The organism is Brevibacterium casei CIP 102111 (genome assembly GCF_900169275.1).
Classification (GTDB): domain Bacteria; phylum Actinomycetota; class Actinomycetes; order Actinomycetales; family Brevibacteriaceae; genus Brevibacterium; species Brevibacterium casei.
Genome location: NZ_FXZC01000001.1, coordinates 570482 through 586945 on the forward strand (window position 1 = coordinate 570482; position 16464 = coordinate 586945).

At 71.8% G+C, this 16464-nt stretch carries 13 protein-coding genes; 10 read left to right on the forward strand and 3 right to left on the reverse strand.

What is annotated here, in order from left to right; all coding sequences use genetic code 11:
• The first annotated feature begins 74 nt into the window (after positions 1 to 74).
• The 5 genes from BC102111_RS02460 to BC102111_RS17695 are packed head-to-tail and all read left to right on the forward strand — an operon-like array spanning position 75 to position 8184.
• Positions 75 to 1310 (forward strand): glycosyltransferase family protein, encoded by a 1236-nt coding sequence (locus BC102111_RS02460; protein ID WP_101623483.1) that lies wholly within the window; start codon positions 75 to 77, stop codon positions 1308 to 1310.
• Positions 1300 to 2589 carry a glycosyltransferase family 4 protein gene (locus BC102111_RS02465; RefSeq protein WP_101623484.1) on the forward strand — a complete coding sequence of 430 codons (1290 nt, stop codon included), beginning with the start codon at positions 1300 to 1302 and terminating at the stop codon, positions 2587 to 2589. Before BC102111_RS02460 ends, BC102111_RS02465 begins: the two co-directional genes overlap by 11 nt.
• Entirely contained in the window at positions 2586 to 3740 is a 1155-nt protein-coding gene (locus BC102111_RS02470; RefSeq protein ID WP_101623485.1) for a glycosyltransferase family 4 protein, read from the forward strand. The genes BC102111_RS02465 and BC102111_RS02470 overlap by 4 nt, the downstream gene beginning before the upstream one ends.
• Complete coding sequence (locus BC102111_RS02475; RefSeq protein ID WP_101623486.1) at positions 3737 to 5659, forward strand: ABC transporter ATP-binding protein; 1923 nt, start codon at positions 3737 to 3739, stop codon at positions 5657 to 5659. The genes BC102111_RS02470 and BC102111_RS02475 overlap by 4 nt, the downstream gene beginning before the upstream one ends.
• Positions 5656 to 8184: a protein kinase family protein gene (locus tag BC102111_RS17695; RefSeq protein WP_180960559.1), complete on the forward strand. Its 2529-nt coding sequence runs from the start codon at positions 5656 to 5658 to the stop codon at positions 8182 to 8184. The genes BC102111_RS02475 and BC102111_RS17695 overlap by 4 nt, the downstream gene beginning before the upstream one ends.
• Positions 8185 to 8205: 21 nt before the next feature.
• Here BC102111_RS17695 and mgrA read toward each other — a convergent pair whose 3' ends face one another.
• The 3 genes from mgrA to BC102111_RS02495 all read right to left on the reverse strand — a co-directional run bounded on the left by mgrA (position 8206) and on the right by BC102111_RS02495 (position 10335).
• Positions 8206 to 9246 carry an L-glyceraldehyde 3-phosphate reductase gene (mgrA, locus tag BC102111_RS02485; protein ID WP_101623487.1) on the reverse strand — a complete coding sequence of 347 codons (1041 nt, stop codon included), beginning with the start codon at positions 9244 to 9246 and terminating at the stop codon, positions 8206 to 8208.
• Positions 9247 to 9291: 45 nt separating this feature from the next.
• Complete coding sequence (locus BC102111_RS02490) at positions 9292 to 9609, reverse strand: 4a-hydroxytetrahydrobiopterin dehydratase (protein ID WP_063251030.1); 318 nt, start codon at positions 9607 to 9609, stop codon at positions 9292 to 9294.
• A 180-nt stretch (positions 9610 to 9789) separates the two neighbouring features.
• Positions 9790 to 10335 (reverse strand): CGNR zinc finger domain-containing protein, encoded by a 546-nt coding sequence (locus BC102111_RS02495; protein ID WP_101623488.1) that lies wholly within the window; start codon positions 10333 to 10335, stop codon positions 9790 to 9792.
• A 412-nt stretch (positions 10336 to 10747) separates the two neighbouring features.
• Between BC102111_RS02495 and BC102111_RS02505 the strand changes: the two genes are divergently transcribed.
• Genes BC102111_RS02505 through BC102111_RS02525 form a run of 5 tightly spaced genes read left to right on the forward strand, consistent with a single transcriptional unit; the run spans position 10748 to position 16415 of the window.
• The gene (locus tag BC102111_RS02505) at positions 10748 to 11557 is read left to right on the forward strand and encodes a GntR family transcriptional regulator (RefSeq protein WP_101623490.1); all 810 of its coding nucleotides are present in this window, start codon (positions 10748 to 10750) and stop codon (positions 11555 to 11557) included.
• Positions 11558 to 11571: 14 nt separating this feature from the next.
• Positions 11572 to 12774 carry an anhydro-N-acetylmuramic acid kinase gene (locus tag BC102111_RS02510; RefSeq protein WP_232252509.1) on the forward strand — a complete coding sequence of 401 codons (1203 nt, stop codon included), beginning with the start codon at positions 11572 to 11574 and terminating at the stop codon, positions 12772 to 12774.
• 43 nt (positions 12775 to 12817) lie between these two features.
• Positions 12818 to 14323 (forward strand): sodium:solute symporter, encoded by a 1506-nt coding sequence (locus BC102111_RS02515; protein ID WP_101623492.1) that lies wholly within the window; start codon positions 12818 to 12820, stop codon positions 14321 to 14323.
• Positions 14320 to 15339, forward strand: a complete 1020-nt coding sequence (gene murQ / locus BC102111_RS02520; RefSeq protein WP_101623493.1) for an N-acetylmuramic acid 6-phosphate etherase — start codon at positions 14320 to 14322, stop codon at positions 15337 to 15339. The genes BC102111_RS02515 and murQ overlap by 4 nt, the downstream gene beginning before the upstream one ends.
• On the forward strand, positions 15339 to 16415 hold the full coding sequence (locus tag BC102111_RS02525; protein WP_101623494.1) for an N-acetylglucosamine kinase: 1077 nt from the start codon (positions 15339 to 15341) through the stop codon (positions 16413 to 16415). Before murQ ends, BC102111_RS02525 begins: the two co-directional genes overlap by 1 nt.
• Positions 16416 to 16464: the final 49 nt, after the last annotated feature.

Consider the following 16464-nt stretch of genomic DNA (forward strand, 5'->3'; position numbering starts at 1 on the left):
GGGTCGGGCGCACATGAGAGTTCTCTCATCCCCGTCTTACCTGGGGCTTAATCTTCGCGGCCAAGCTGAGTGGTATGACAGAGAATCTGAGTATCGCGCTCTTCTCCCACGACTCCCTGGGGCTGGGCCACATCCGCCGCAACCGGGCGCTCGCCTTCGCTCTCGCCGCGCAGCTGCCTGAACTCACCGGTCGACCGGTGAGCGGCCTCCTCATCGCCGGCAGCCCCGAAGCCGCCCGCTTCGACCTGCCGACCGGATGGGATTGGATGATCCTGCCGGGAGTCACCCCCGCGAACGGCGGATATGCTCCCCGCGCGCTCGCCTCGACGATGGAGGGACTGCGCAGCCTGCGATCCGCAGCGATCACCGCCGTCCTCGACCAGCAGCAGCCCGACCTCTTCATCGTCGACCGGCATCCCTTCGGCATCGACGGCGAACTCGCCGAGGCGCTCGACCGCTGCCGCGTCCACGGGACCCGCACGGTCCTCGGGCTCCGGGAGGTCCTCGACGACCCGTCGGTCATCGCCGGCGAGTGGGACCGTGTGGGCGGCCCCGACGCCGTGGCCCGAGCGTTCGACGAGGTGTGGGTCTACGGCGATCCCGAGGTCTACGACCCCCGCGCCACCGGCGAAGTGCCGGCCGAACTGGCCCGCCTCACCCGGATGACCGGATATCTCTCGCTGGCCCGCCGCGAACCCTCGACGCCCGTCCCCGCGGCCGATCCCGCACTCACGGATGCCGCACCCTTCGTTCTCACCTGCCTCGGCGGGGGCTCCGACGGTGCCGCCCTCGCCGAGCGTGCGATCCTCGCCGCCCCACCCGCAGGCCACCGCCACCTCGTCGTCGTCGGCCCGCAGATGGCGACCGCCGAGGTCGACCGCCTCACCGCCCTCGCCCCCGCCGGCACCTCCGTGGTCCGGCACAGCCCGGACATGCCCGGCCTCATCGCCCGCGCCGAGGCTCTGGTGTGCATGGGCGGATACAACACGATGGCCGAGGTCATGGCGACCCGGACCCCTGTCCTCGTTATCCCCCGCGTCGGCCACCGCCAGGAGCAGCCGCGGCGCGCCGCAGCCCTGACCGCCGCCGGTGCCCTTGACTCCGCACCCCTGACCGAGGCGACCCCGGAGTTCCTCCGCGACTGGTTCGGCTCCCACGCTGGGTCCGAGGTCTCCCGCGATCACATCGACCGCGACGGCCTGCGCCGGGTCCCTGTCCTCGCCGCCGAGCTCCTCTCGGCCGCAGGCACCCTCCCGTTCGCTCCCGCCCACCCGACCACCCTCACCGAGGAGGCCCGCTGTGCCGTCTGAGATCGTCCCCAGCCAGGTCCCGCCTCGGCGGGCCTATGTCCTCAAGATGTATCCCCGGTTCTCCGAGACCTTCATCGTCTCCGAGATCCTCGCCCGCGAGGCGGCGGGGGAGGACATCGTCATCTTCTCCCTGCGCCCGTGCACCGACGCTCGGTTCCACCCGGAGCTCGCCCGGGTCCAGGCCCCGGTCATCCACGTCCCCCGCCCCTCGAGCGCCCACGGATTCTGGCAGCTGTGGCAGGAGGCGACAGCGGACCCTGTGCTCGCTGACGGGACGGCCGAGAACCTCGGCGACCTCGTCGGACTCGACCACGACGACGCCGCGCAGTCGCTGGCCGTCGCCCGGCTCGCCCGCGAGCACGGTGTCACCCACCTCCACGCGCACTTCGCGTCGGTGGCGACGACCGTGGCCCGCGCCGCATCCCTGCTCACGGGGATCCCGTACTCGTTCACCACGCACGCGAAGGACATCTTCCACGACAGCGTCGTCACCGCCGACCTCGCCCGGAAGACCGCCGACGCCGACCACGTCGTCGCGATCAGCGACTTCAACCGGGACTATCTGCGCCGGCGCCTCGGACCGGTCCTCGCCGAGCGGATCCACGTCGTGCGCAACGGACTCGAACTCGACCGCTTCCCCTACCGACCGGGCCGCCCCGCAGGCTGGGTCGCGCGACTGCTCGCCGTCGGCCGCCTCGTCGAGAAGAAGGGCTTCACCCACCTCCTCCCCGCCCTCGCACTCCTCCTGGAGTCCGGGCGGGACGTTCGACTCGACCTCGTCGGCACCGGCCCGCTCGAGGCGGAGCTGCACGAGCAGATCACCGAGCTCGGCCTCGCCGACACCGTGACGATGCACGGGGCACTGACCCAGCGGGAGGTCACAGCGATGATCGATGACCACACCGCCCTCGTCGCGCCGTTCGTCCCCGGCTCCGACGGCAACGTCGACGGTCTGCCCACCGTCCTCCTCGAGGGCATGGCCGCGGGCATCCCCTGCGTGGCCGGCAGCGTCACCGCCGTGCCCGAGATCGTCATCGACGGGCGGACCGGCTGGCTCGTCGACGGCACCGACCCGAATGCCATCGCCTCCGCCGTCGCCGAGGTGATCGACCTGACCGCCCATGATCCGCAGACCCTGCGCCGGATCACCGATGCCGCGCGCGACCGCGTCGCCGACCTTCACGACTCCCGGAGGCAGGCCCGGGCGCTCGCGGATCTCATCGACCGGCCCGCTGACGATGTCGACCAGCCGGTCGAGGAACTCGAGGTCGCCTCATGAGAATCGCCTACGTCCTCCTCGACCCCGGCATCGGGATCTTCGGCACCAAGGGTGCCAGCGTCCACGCCCAAGAGGTCATCCGCAGCTTCCGCGCGCTCGGCCACGAGGTCACCGTGTTCTGCACCCGCACCGATGACGCCGTGCCCGCCGACCTCGCCGACCTCGACGTCGTCCGCCTCGAGCTGCCCGCAGGGCTCGAGCGCGGCAGCCGGGAGATCGCGCTCCTGCGGGTCTCCGACCTCCTCGCCGACCTCGTGGCCGGCGAGCACGCAGGCATCGACGTCGTCTACGAGCGGTACTCCCTCTTCTCGACGGCCGGAGCGAGGATCAGCGAGCGCCTCGGCGTGCCGCTGCTCCTCGAAGTCAACGCCCCGCTCATCGACGAGCAGCGCACGCACCGCGGACTCGTCCACGACGATCATGCCGTCAGGGCCACGGCCGTGAGCTTCGGGCAGGCGGCACGGCTCGTGTGCGTGAGCGAGGCCGTCGCCGAGTGGGTCCACCGCGACTACCCGGGGCTCGACGATGTCGCCGTCGTACCCAACGGCGTCAACACCGACCGCATCGTCCCCGGCACGCGCGGCCCAGGCGACCAGGCACCCGATGCTCCTGTGCACATCGGCTTCGTCGGCACCCTCAAACCGTGGCACGGCACCGACCGGCTGCTGCGTGCGGCCGCCGGACTGCGCGGGGCCTTCCACCTCGACATCGTCGGCGACGGTCCCGAAGCCGAGGCGCTGGTCCGCCTCGCCGACGACCTCGACCTGGGGGAGCGGGTGACCTTCCACGGGGCCGTCGCCCCCGCCGACGTCCCCGCCCACCTGCGCGGATTCGACATCGCATCCGCCCCCTACCCGGGCGGGCCGAACTACTTCTCCCCGCTCAAGGTCTATGAGTACATGGCCGCGGGCCTGCCCACCGTCGCCTCGGCGGTCGGGGCCCTGCCCGACCTCATCACCGGCACCGGGACCGGGCTCCTCGTCCCACCCGACGACCTCGCCGCCCTCACCGAGGCGCTCCAATCGCTCATCGACGACCCCGCCCTGCGCACCCGCATGGGTGAGGCCGCCCGCGCCGGGGCGCTGGCCCGGCACTCGTGGACGAGCCGGTGCCGCGACATCCTCGACCCCGTCCTCCTGGAGACAGCATGACGACGAGCCCGACCCGCCCCGCCCCGAGCGCCCTGCGACGGACGCTGCGGATCATCACCCCGCACCTCGGGCGCCACACGTGGCTGATCATCGCCGGCCTCCTCGCCCTGCTCGCCGACGTCGTCTTCCGCATCCTCGAACCGTGGCCGATCAAGATCGCCGTCGACGCCGTCACCGCGGCCCTCGGGGCGAACATCGACGCGAGCTTCGACCTCGGGACGGGGGTCGCGACGACGCTCGCAGCCGCGGCGATCGGCCTCGCCGTCATCGTCGCCGGACGGGCAGTGACCAACTACGCCTCGACGATCTGCTTCGCCCTCGTCGGCGCGCGGGTCGCCACCCAGCTGCGCACCCGGGTCTTCGACCACATCCAAGCGCTGTCGCTGAAGTACCATTCGCGCGCCTCGATCGGCGACACCTCGCAGCGGCTCGTCGGTGACATCGGCCGCCTCCAGGAGGTCGCCGTCACCGCGGGACTGCCGCTGCTCGGCAACATCATCACGCTCGCCGTGCTCCTCGTCGTCATGGTCGTCCTCGACCCCGTGCTCAGCGCGATCGTCCTCGCCACCGCCGTCGTCTACGGTGTGCTCTCCCGGGTCTCGACCCCGAAGATCACGACCGCCTCCCGCTCGACCCGCAAGGGGGAGGGCCGCCTCGTCGGGTCCGCCGCCGAGGCGCTCGGGGCGATCCGCGTCGTCCAGGCCTACGGACTCGAACGCACCGTCGCCGCCGACTTCGCCGACGGCAACGAACGGGCCCTGCGGGCCGGGGTGCGTGCCCGCCGCCTCGCCGCCGGCCTCGAACGCTCGACCGATGTCCTCGTCGGCATCTCCCAGGCCCTCGTCCTCGCCTTCGGCAGCTACCAGGTGCTCCGCGGGGCGATGACCCCCGGCGACCTCGTCCTCTTCCTCCTCTACCTCAAGATCGCGATGAAGCCGCTGCGGGACATGGCGAAGTACACCGGACGCATCGCCCGCGCCACCGCGTCGGGGGAGCGGATCGCCGACCTCCTCGATGAGCCGATCGAGATCGCCGACCGTCCCGGGGCGGTGGCGATGGGACCGGTGCGCGGCGACGTCGTCTTCGACGGCATCCGCTCCCGCGACGGGCACGGCCGACCGCTCTTCGACGGTCTCGACCTCCTCATCCCAGCGGGTCAGAGGATCGGGATCCTCGGTGCCTCGGGGGCAGGCAAATCGACCCTGACGAGCTACCTGCTCCGCCTCGCCCAACCCGAGGAGGGACGCATCTACCTCGACGGCTACGACACCGGCAACGTCACCCGCGCCTCCCTGCGCGGCAGCGTCTCCGTCCTCCTCCAGGAGTCCGTCCTCTTCGCCGCGACCGTGCGGGAGAACATCCGGTACGGCCGCCTCGACGCCACCGACGCCGAGGTGGAGGCCGCCGCCCGCGCCGCCCGTGCCGACGAGTTCATCCGTGCCCTTCCCGAGGGCTACGACACCGTGCTCGGCAACCGCGGGGATACGCTCTCCGGCGGGCAGAGGCAGCGTCTGGCGATCGCCAGGGCCCTCGTCCGCTCCGCCCCGGTCGTCGTCTTCGACGAGGCGAGCACCGGGCTCGACCCGCGCACCCGAGCGCAGGTCACCGAGTCCCTGTGGGCGCTCACCGAAGGCCGCACCGGGATCGTCATCACCCACGACGTCGCCATGGTCAGAGGCCTTGACCGGGTCGTGTGGCTCGAGGACGGGCGAATCGTCGAAGACGGCTCTCCCCAGGATCTCGCAGCCGACCCGACGAGCCGCGTCGCCCAGTGGATGCGCGATCAGGCCGAGGATACCGAGAGCGGCGGGGTCTCGCAGGAGCCCGTCGCTGAGGCGGCCCCCGTCGACGCGGCTGCCGACGGCGCGGCTGCAGACGGCGCGTCCCGCACCGCCGTGGGAATGGGAGCCGCCCGATGACGGCAGTCGAGTCGACCGTGACCATTGCGACAGCTCCGACGGCGAACGGTTCTGCCGCCGGAACGACCCCCGACTTCGGCGTGCCCTTCCTCGCGGACCTCCGATCGCCCGACGTCCTGAGCGCGCACCTCGGCTTCCCCGTCGAACCCGTGCGGATCCGGATCAAACCCGGCCGCAGCGCGATCGTCGCCTGGCGGCGGCCCGGGGTCGACCACCTCGGAGGGTGGGGGTGGACCGCGGTGATGACCGATCCCGACAAACTCGCCAACCTCCGTCGGCGTGCGGCGCGGGTGGGGGAGACCGTGCTCGACCACGCGGTGAGCGACACCGGGTTCGTCCTGCTCAGCGGGGGAGTGCGCGCCGATCCGAAGCTCGCCCGGCCCCTCGTCGAGGCTGCGACGACCCTCGACCTCGACGCGTGCACCGTCGTCGGCTGCAACCCCGGCCGCCGGGTGCTGCTGCGCGCTCCCGGCCGCGGTGCCGAGTTCGTTCGGATCGGCACCGGTTCCCTCTCTGCCATGGTCGCCGCATCCGAGCAGTGGCTGAGATGGGGCCTGCCGACCCTTCCCGTCCACCGCCTCGGCGAGCAGGAGAGCGCCGTGCGCACGCCCTGGTGGGGCACCGGGGACCTCAACGGGAATCCGGATCCCACCCTCGCCGAGGCGGTCGGAGAGTCGATCGCCCGCCTCCATGCGCACGGTGCCGGGGAGGTAACCCATGCCGAGATCGGTGCCGAGGCGCTCGCGATGCTCGCCGACGCCGAGCGCGCATTGTCGCGTCTCCTCGGCGAGGACGGACGAGTCGCCGAGCTCACGCGTCGGATCGGCGAGCGGCTCGAGTCCGCGGGAGGACTCCGCGACAATCAGGCGATCCACGGCGATCTCAGCCCTGACCAGGTGCTCGTCGGCGACGGCGACCCGCGGATCATCGATCTCGACCGGGCCGGGGTCGGACCGACCGGTATGGACCTCGGCCGGTGGACCGCCGCGTGCCGGCTCCGCGAGGACGGACACGGCCCGGGCCTCGAAGCGGGCTTCCTCCGCGGGTACGACCGCGCGGGCGGCTTCACAGTGCGCGCCGATTCGGTCGGGGTCGCGGGTCCGACCGCTGCCGGGGCACTCGAGGCATGGACGGCCTGGGCACTGCTCGTCACCGCGATCGAACCGTGGCGATCGTGCCGCGCCGACTGGCGGGAGCACACCGACCGGCACCTCGTGCTCGCAGAGAAGGCACTCGATTCGGGAGCCGATCGCGGCAGTCACCGGTCCACTTTCGCTGACGCTGACGCCGAGGCCGACGGTGCCGCCGACGCCGGCACCGACTCCGGCACCAGCGCGGGCACCGACGCCGACGATGCCGCCGACGCCGACTCCGGCACTAGCGCGGGCACCGACGCCGACTCCAGCTCCGATACCAGCTCTGGCACTGGCGCGGGCGGTCAGATCCCGTCGACAGTGCGCATCGACGGTGCAGAGGCACGGGTGCGGCGGGCGTGGCCGGCGAAGAAGGGGCGGATCGCCTTCGAGGCGAACGCTCACGGTGAGCTGCGCGCGGGATACCTCGATGGGGTCTCACCCCCAGGGGTGCACCAGGTGACCATGCTCCCTGCAGGGCACGATCCGGAGCTTCCGGGACTCGCACGTCTCCTCCGTGAAGGGGCGGCCCGGCTCGTCTCGCATCGGCCCGGCCGCCGCGCCGTCGTCGCTCTCGCCGACGGCACCTTCGCCAAGTGCGTGCGCGAGGGCAGAGCTGCGGCCATCCTCGCCGGTCAGGACCGCGCAGCTGCCTTCGCCGCAGGGTTCACCCTCCCCACGGTCCTCGACTCCGACGACTCGACCGTGCGCCTGTCCCGAGTGCCGGGGGTCGACCTCCATGATCCCGCCGGGCTCGGGGAGGACTGGGCGCGCGCCTGGACGGCCTGCCTCGACGCGTGGGTTCGGGCCGGCAGTGCGCCCGACGACGGCTCCTTCGCCCCGGATGCTCCGGAGCACACCGCGGCGGACGAAGCCCGCGTGCTCGAGGACTGGCGCGACCGGGCCGACGACCACCTCGGCGCGCTCACGGCCGGACTCGATCCGCTCCTCGCCGCGGTCACCGGCGAGCTGCGCGCGAACGCCGGGACCGTTTCCTCCTCAGCGGGTGACCACGTCTCCTCCGTTTCCGACGCTCGCGGGCCCGGGACCTGGGGTCCCCTCCACCGCGACCTCCACGACAAGCAGCTGATGTGGGACGCCGAGGCGGGGCCGGGACTGCTCGACGTCGACACGGCGTGCGCGGGGGAGCGGGAACTCGACCTCGGCAATCTCCGCGCGCACGCCCGCTGGCGGCGCGAGCAGGGGATCTGGACTCAGCACCAGACCGACGTCGTGCTCACGGCGATCGCGGACGCCGCCTCGGCGAGCGGTTGCGACCTGGCACGGGTGCGGCTCTATGAACGGTCAGCGCTGCTCCGACTCGTCTGCGTCTACGCGTTCCGACCGCAGTGGTCGGGCCGGACGGGAGCGCTCCTCGACGCGGCGGACTGATCGGGCGGGGACGGGCCTGGCTCAGCTCTGCGTGCTCCGACGGGCGTCTCCCCAGATGTCGACACCCGAATCGACGGCGAAGTCGTCGATCGCGGAGAGCTCGCCGTCGGTGAACGGCGCAGAGTTGAGGGCGGCGACGTTGTTCTCGAGCTGGTCGACGCGGCTCGCGCCGATGACGAGCGAGGAGACCCTGGGATCGCGCAGCGCCCAGGCGAGCGCCATCTGGGCGAGCGACTGACCGCGGGCGGCGGCGATCTCACCGAGTCCGCGGATCCGGGCGAGGTTGTCCTCGGAGAGGAACCCGTCCTTGAACGACGGAGTGTCCTTGCCGGCCCGTGAGTCCTCGGGCACTCCGCCGAGGTATCTGTCGGTGAGCAGGCCCTGGGCGAGGGGAGAGAACGCGATGACGCCGAGCCCGTGCTCGGTGGTGGTGTCGAGGAGACCGTCGTCCTCGATCCAGCGGTTGAGCATCGAGTACGAGGGCTGGTGGATGAGCAGCGGGGTGCCGAGGTCGTCGGCGATCTGGGCGGCGCGGGCGGTGTCGGCCGCCGAATACGAGGAGATGCCGGCGTAGAGGGCGCGGCCCGAGCGCACGGCCGTGTCGAGGGCCCCGATGGTCTCCTCGAGCGGAGTCGAGGCGTCCGGGCGGTGGGAGTAGAAGATGTCGACGTAGTCGAGGCCGAGGCGAGCGAGCGACGCGTCGAGGCTCGAGAGCAGGTACTTCCGGCTGCCGCCGGGTCCGCCGTAGGGGCCGGGGTGCATGGCCCAGCCGGCCTTCGTCGAGATGATGAGCTCATCGCGGTAGGGGCCGAGGTCCTCGCGCAGCTGCCGGCCGAAGTTGATCTCGGCCGATCCGGCAGGCGGGCCGTAGTTGTTCGCGAGGTCGAAGTGGGTGATGCCGAGGTCGAAGGCGCGGCGGACCAAGTCGCGCTGGGTCTGGAAGGCGACATCGTCGCCGAAGTTGTGCCACATGCCCAGCGACAGTGCCGGCAGGACGAGACCGGATCGGCCCACCCTGCGGTAGGTCATCGAGTCGTAGCGGTTCTCGGCAGCGGCGTACACGGAGTCTCCCCTCAGCAGGCGAACGGTGGCTTCGTTCAGCTTAGGTCACTGCGGCTGATCAGCCGTGATGCCTGCCTCCGCGGCGAAGTTGCTGATCCGTGCGGCGAGCTTGAGGTCGCGGTCGGTCACGGCACCGGTGTCGTGGCTCGTCAGGGTGATCTCGACGCTCGGGTAGGTGAGCGTGATGTCCGGATGGTGGTTGGCCGCCTCGGCGGCGGCACCGACCCGGTTGACGAACTCGAGTCCGGTGGCGAAGTCTCCGGTGGCGTAGGTGGCGACGATGGACTCGTCGGCGCCGTGCCAGTCGCTCAGCCCCGCGGCCTCGAGGGCGTCGGTGAGTGTCTGTCCCGTGTATTCAGTCATGTCACCATGCTAGGAACTGGCGTCTCCCACGGGAACCCCTCGCGACGAATGCGTGCGCTCAGCCGCGCGGTTCGCATCCGCATCCCGGCCATCCGCGCGGTTGCGATCCATATGCTGCGGATCGATCCATGCCATGCGGATCGGAACCGAGCGGTTGCCGACCCGGTCGCAACCCCGCCCTCAGTCTGACGGGCGGGCGTTCCTCTCGCGGTGGCGGCGCACGGCATCGCGATTGGCGCACCGGACCGAGCAGTACCGTTGACGGCCGCCGCGCGTGACGTCGACGACGACGTTCGCACACGGGTCGCCCGGAGACAGCCCCGCCGCACACCTGCCGAGACGGTGCATGCCGCGCGTCGTGAGGTGGAGGGCGGTGCCGACGCAGATGACGGCCCGCAGCACGTGGGCCAGCGACTGATCGGCATCACGGTAGTGCAGGTGCCAGCCCTCGTCGTCATGGTCGACGAGCCGCGGGAATGCCGCCGCGCTCGCCATGATCGCGTTGAGCAGCTCTGCGCGGGCTTCCGGGCTCTCGGCATCGACGACGCTCAGCCATTCGTCGATGACGGCGCGAGTGTCGCCGAGGTCGGTCGGTGTCGGCGTGAATCCCATCGTCATCCCGAATTCCCGAGTCCGTGCTTCGATTCCGTCGCGGTCGCCTGGCCAGTCGTTGGCCAGCGAGGCTGCGAGGAGAACGGCGTACTCACCGTAAGGGTTGAGTTGCATAGGACCATTACACCAGGCTGGAGTCATGGACGCCAGGACAGAGCAGACGACCACACGGAACCCGTCCCCGAACGGAGACGCCGACGCTTGCGAACACGGCTGGCTGACGGAGTCATGCCATCGGGTCTCGACGGGGACGGTCGCCTACGTCCGGTGTGCACGCTGCGGTCGCCGGCGGGTCGACCACCTCGGCGAGGATGCCCGCGTCCCGACCGCCCTCTCGCGCTCGGTCGGGTGACCGCGCGGGTCGCATCCGCATGTCGGCCATCCGCGCGGTTGCGATCCACACGCTGCGGATCGATCCATGCCCTGCGGATCGAAGCCGAGCGGTTGCCGACCCGACCGCAACCCCACCTGCAAGAATTAGACCAGTGGTCTTGAAATCGGATGTGAGCTGTGCCTCAATGGGGAGGTGACGAAATTCCATTCGATCCGCGACCAGCTCCTCGATCGCCTCGAGGGCATGGCCGCCGGGGAGCAGTTCCCGCCGGAGCGCCAGCTCGCCGAGCAGCTCGGGATCTCCCGGATGACTCTGCGCCGCGCGATCGACGAACTCGTCGCCCAGGGCGTCGTGCGCCGGCGCCACGGCGCGGGGGTCTTCGCCCTCGGCCCGAAGTTCGACCAGCCGCTGGCCGCGAGCTCGTTCACCGAGGACATGCTCGCCCGCGGACTCGCTCCCGGCTCGCACGTCCTCGGCTTCGACCGCGGCCCGGCCGGGGCGCACATCGCCCGGAAGCTCCACCTCGGCGAGGACGACGAGGTCGTGACGATCCTCCGCCTCCGCCTCGCCGACGCGGAGCCGATCGCCCTCGAGGAGCTCCACATCCCCGCCGCCCGCGTCCCCGGCCTCACCGCCGATGACCTCGAGGACAGCTCGTTCTACGAGCTGCTGGGCACCCGCTTCGGCATCGAGCTCGCCCACAGCGTGCAGACGATCGAACCGACCCTCCTCGACGCCGACGAGTCCGCCCACCTCGCGGCTCCACCGCAGGCTCCGGCGCTCCTCTTCGAGCGGATCTCGCGCAGCGCCGACGACGTTCCTTTCGAGTTCGTCCGCTCGGTCTACCGCGGTGACCGCTACAAGGTCCGCACCGAGCTCACCGTCCCCGTCCGACCGGCCAGCCCCGAAGGTCGCCCCGCAGCCCGCCCCGCAACGCCCGCCGAGGCCCGCGCCGCAGCCCGCCCCGCAACCCCCACCCCTGCAAGCGGTGACCGGGCATGATCATCGCCGGGCTGATGACGGGAACCTCGGCCGACGCCCTCGACGTCGCCCTCGCCGAGTTCGTCCACGACCCGTCCGCGGACGAGCTCGGGGTACGCCTCCTCGCCGGCGAGGAGATGCCCTTCGACCCTGCCCTGCGCACCGACATCCTCCGCCTCCTCGAACCCGTCGAGCTGCCGCTCTCCCTCGTCAGCGACGTCGACGGTCGCCTCGGCCGCTTCAGCGCCGAGGCGCTCGCCCAGGTGTGCGCGAACGTCGGGGCCGTCCCCGACCTCGTCGTCTCCCACGGCCAGACCGTGCGCCACGACATCGCCGAGGCCCGCGTGACCTCGACTCTCCAACTCGGCCAGCCCGCGTGGATCGCCGAGACCCTGGGCGTCCCCGTCCTCTCCGACGTCCGCTCCCGCGACATCGCCGCCGGCGGGCAGGGAGCCCCGCTCGTCGGGATCCTCGACGCCATGCTGCTCACCGAGGCGGAAACTCCGACCGCGCTGCTCAACCTCGGCGGGATCGCCAACGTCACCGTCATCGCCCCGGACCAAGACCCGTTCGCCTTCGACACGGGTCCCGCGAACGCCTTCATCGACGTCCTCGCCCGCCGGATCACCGACGGTGCGCAGTCCTGCGACGTCGACGGGGAGCTCGCCGCCCGCGGAAGGGTCGACGCGGCACTGCTGAGCGACCTCCTCGGCGAACCCTATTACCGGCTGCCCGCCCCGAAGTCGACGGGCAAGGAGCACTTCCATGCCGCTTACCTCGACCGATACCTCGTCGACCATCCTCGGCTGAGCGAAGTCGACGCGATCGCCACGGTCACCGCGCTCACCGCCCGCACCATCGCCGAGGCGGTCCGTCCCCACGGCGTCACCGCGGTCATCGCCTCCGGGGGTGGGACCCGGAACCCGACGCTCATGCGTGCCCTGCGCGCCGAGCTCGGAGAGACGGTCACCCTCGAGACGACGGACGCGGCCCTCGGCCTGCCCGAGGGGTCGAAGGAGGCCGTGCTCATGGCGCTCATCGGCTGGCTGAGCTGGCACGGCCTGCCCTCGACCGAGCCGAGCCTCACGGGCGCCGCCCGCCCGACCATCGCCGGACGGCTGAGCCCGGGGTGGAGGCCCCTGCGGCTGCCCGCGCCCCTGGAGCGCCGGCCCCGCCGGCTGCGAATCCTCGGCGGGCCGCCGCACGACCCGCCCTCGCCCGACGCGAACCCCACCTGAGCCGACCCCCACCGACGCGAATCCCACCGAAGGAGCACCGACCATGCAGATCATCGACCTCCTGGTGATCGTCGCCTACCTCGTCGCCACCGCCTGGCTCGGCCTCAAGCTGAGCGGGAAGCAGAGCGGACTGAGGGACTACTTCCTCGGCGGACGGGATCTGCCCTGGTGGGCGGTGTGCCTCTCCGTCGTCGCGACCGAGACGAGCGCACTCACCGTCATCGGCATCCCCGTGATGAGCTACCTCGGCGACATCTCCTACCTTCAGCTCGCGCTCGGCTACATCGTCGGGCGCATCATCGTCGCCTTCCTCATGCTTCCCCGCTACTACGACGGCGAGATGATCACCGCCTATGCCTACCTCGGCAAACGCTTCGGCCAGTCGACGCAGACCACGGCGGGCATCACGTTCCTCTTCACCCGCCTGCTCGCCGACGGCATCCGCGTCCTCGCCGCAGCGATCCCGCTCAAGGTCATCCTCGACGGCCTCGGCGTCCACACGTCCTACTTCGTCATCATCGTCGTCCTCGCGCTCGTGACGATCGTCTACACGTTCATCGGCGGGATCAAGGCCGTCGTCTGGGTCGACGTCGCCCAGATGGTCCTCTACGTCCTCGGCGGTGTCCTCGCGATCGTCGTCATCACCGCGAGCGTCGGCGGAGGATGGCTCGCCGAGGCGGCCGCCGCCGGAAAGCTGCAGATGTTCGTCTTCGAGGGCAACCCGATCAACGCGGCCGGATCGTTCATCCCCTCGTTCGTCGGCGGCGCCGTGTTCGCGATGGCCTCCCACGGTTCCGACCAGATCATCGTCCAGCGGCTCCTGTCGTGCCGGACGAAGGCCGACGCGCAGAAGGCGCTCATCGTCTCCGGCTTCGTCGTCTTCGTCCAGTTCGCGATCTTCCTCGCCGTCGGACTCGCCCTGTGGGCCTACTACGACCAGGCCCTGCCCGCCGACCTCGGGCTCACCCGCGACGACGAGATCTTCCCCCTCTTCATCATCGAGGGCCTGCCGCCGGGGATCTCCGGCCTGCTGCTCGCCGGCATCCTCGCCGCCGCGATGTCGACCCTGTCGTCCTCGCTCTCGGCCCTGTCGTCCTCGACCGTCACCGACGTCTGGGCCCGGTTCAGGCGGACCCCGCTCACCGACGCAGAGGGCCTCAGGGTCGGTCGCTGGGCGACGATCGCATGGGGGATCGCGTTCATCCTCCCGGCCACGGTCTTCGAATCCGACTCCGGCAACATCGTCATCCTCGCCCTCGGCATCGCCGGCATCACCTACGGCGGCCTCCTCGGCGCGTTCGTCTTCGGAATGGTCAACAAGCGCGCGACCGCCGTCGATGCGAACATCGCCTTCGTCCTCGCCATCGCCGTCAACGCGTACTTCTTCATCATGGAGAAGTACGTCACCGGTGAGGTCTGGGTGGCCTGGCAGTGGTACCCGCTCCTCGGCGTCATCGTCATGGTCGTCGTCGGCGGGCTGCTCTCCCTGCGCCACCCGTCCGTCCCTGCCCGCACCCCCGCCGAGGTGGAAGGAAGCCTCCGTCCATGACCGATCAGTCCCAGCCCGCACCGTCAGCCGACGCCCGGCCGCGGCTGTCCCCGACAGAACAGCGCAACCCCCGCAGTGCGGGCCTCGACGACCTCGATGCCCTCGGCGTCCTCCGCCTCCTCAACACCGAGGACCAGGTCGTCATCGACGCCGTCGCAGCCGCCCTGCCGCAGCTCGCGGCCCTTGTCGACACCGCCGCCGAGCGGATGCGCGCGGGTGGGACCGTCCACTACTTCGGGGCGGGGACCTCGGGTCGGCTCGGGGTGCTCGACGCGAGCGAGCTCATGCCGACGTTCAACCTCGAACCCGGCCGCGTCGTCGGACACATCGCCGGAGGAGAGCCCGCCCTCGTCAACGCCGTCGAGAACGCCGAGGACTCACTGCCCGACGGACGCACCGCGGGTGCCGCGCTGGGGGAGCGGGACGTCGCGATCGGCATCGCTGCGAGCGGGTCGACTCCCTATGTCCGCGGCGCCCTCGAGGCCGCCCGGGCGAACGGCGCGCACACCGTGCTCATCTCGAACAACCCGCACGCCCCTGTCGCCGAGGCGGCCGCCGCCCACATCGTCCTCGACACCGGCCCCGAGGTCGTCACCGGGTCGACCCGGCTCAAGGCCGGCACCGCGCAGAAGCTCGCTCTCAACGGCTTCTCCACCGCCCTCATGGTCGCCCTCGGCCGCACGTGGGAGAACCTCATGGTCTCCGTCGTCGCGACGAACGCGAAGCTGCGCGACCGCACCGTGCGCATCCTCACCGACGCCGCCGACCTCGACGAGGCAGCGGCCCGCGACCTCCTCGCCCGATGCGGCGATGACCTCAAGACGGCGTTGGTCGTCTCCTTCGCCGAGGTGACTCCCGCCGTGGCCGCCGAGCTGCTGGGCACCCAGGACGGTTCGGTGCGGGCGGCGATCGCCGCGGCCGGCCCGACCGGCGGATCGGCTCCGCCCGGCGGCCCGAGTCAGACCGGCGGTTCGGCCCCGACCGCCGACGGCCCCGCGGCCGGAGGCAGCGACTGATGCGCGACTGTCAGGCCGCCGAACTCGTCCTCGGCATCGACGTCGGCGGCACCGGCTCCCGCGTCGCGCTGGCCGCGGCCGCAGACCGGGACGCGGACCCCGCCGCATCCCCGGAGAGCGCCGACGATCCGGCGGCGCACCCGGCGGACGCGGACACGACACGCTCCGACCGCCTCGGCGAACACACTGTCCTGGGCACCCTCACCGGGCCCCGCGTCGAGATCGGACCCGAGGGCAGCAGCGCTCCCGTCGTCATCCGTCGCCTCGTCGCGGCGGCGCGGCAGGCGTGGCCGGAGCAGTTCCCACGCGTCGTCGGCATCGGGATCGGGGCGACCGGGATCGCCTCCCTCACCGATGATCCCGCGGTGCTCGCGCAGGTCATCGCCGCCGAAGCGGACGCCCCGACCGCGGTGACGATCGATGCCGTCACCGCCCACCTCGGCGCGCTGCGGGGACAGGGCGGGGCGATCGCGGTGCTCGGTACGGGCGCGATCGCCATCGCCCACCCCGGCGCCGACGACCACGGCGTGCTCACTGCCCAGTGGTCGCGGGTCGACGGCTGGGGGCACCTCTTCGGCGACCGCGGGGGCGGGGCGTGGCTGGGACGGCTCGCCCTCGAGGCGGCTCTGCGTGCCCACGACAAGGTCGATGTCCGCGGGGCCGCCCTGCTCGCGGCGGCCACCGGGCGGTTCGGGCAGCCGAGCTCGTGGCCGGCGACGTTCTACACGCGCAGCGACCGGGCGGGACTGCTCGCCGAGTTCGCCGCCGACGTCGCGACGTTGGCCCGCCTCGACGATCCCGTCGCGGTCGATCTCCTCGCCGAGGCGGGACGCGAGGCCGCCCGCAGCGCCGTCGCCGCGGCGACCGCCGCCGGGGCGCAGCGGGTCGCGGTGACCGGTGGGCTCACCCAGGCGGGGGAGGCGCTGCTCGAGGCCTTCCGCGCCGAAGCGCAGCGTCGGTGCCCGGACGCCGCCGTCGTCGAAGCGGCGGGCAGTCCCCTCGACGGTGCGCTCGTCCTCGCCGACCATGTCGCCGCCGGCCGGGTGCGAGCCCAGGCCGAAGTGCTCTGGGTGTGAGGACCCCCGAGGTGGTTCCGGAACCGGCGGGGAGGAGCCGAGGTCGCAT

Excerpts from the sequence above, each read along its gene's own strand:
- BC102111_RS02460 (WP_101623483.1), top strand. The coding sequence starts at position 75 with ATGACAGAGAATCTGAGTATCGCGCTCTTCTCCCACGACTCCCTGGGG.
- BC102111_RS02470 (WP_101623485.1), top strand. The coding sequence starts at position 2,586 with ATGAGAATCGCCTACGTCCTCCTCGACCCCGGCATCGGGATCTTCGGC.
- BC102111_RS02475 (WP_101623486.1), top strand. The coding sequence starts at position 3,737 with ATGACGACGAGCCCGACCCGCCCCGCCCCGAGCGCCCTGCGACGGACG.
- BC102111_RS17695 (WP_180960559.1), top strand. The coding sequence starts at position 5,656 with ATGACGGCAGTCGAGTCGACCGTGACCATTGCGACAGCTCCGACGGCG.
- BC102111_RS02490 (WP_063251030.1), bottom strand. The coding sequence starts at position 9,609 with ATGACTGAATACACGGGACAGACACTCACCGACGCCCTCGAGGCCGCG.
- BC102111_RS02495 (WP_101623488.1), bottom strand. The coding sequence starts at position 10,335 with ATGCAACTCAACCCTTACGGTGAGTACGCCGTTCTCCTCGCAGCCTCG.
- BC102111_RS02510 (WP_232252509.1), top strand. The coding sequence starts at position 11,572 with ATGACGGGAACCTCGGCCGACGCCCTCGACGTCGCCCTCGCCGAGTTC.
- BC102111_RS02515 (WP_101623492.1), top strand. The coding sequence starts at position 12,818 with ATGCAGATCATCGACCTCCTGGTGATCGTCGCCTACCTCGTCGCCACC.
- murQ (WP_101623493.1), top strand. The coding sequence starts at position 14,320 with ATGACCGATCAGTCCCAGCCCGCACCGTCAGCCGACGCCCGGCCGCGG.
- BC102111_RS02525 (WP_101623494.1), top strand. The coding sequence starts at position 15,339 with ATGCGCGACTGTCAGGCCGCCGAACTCGTCCTCGGCATCGACGTCGGC.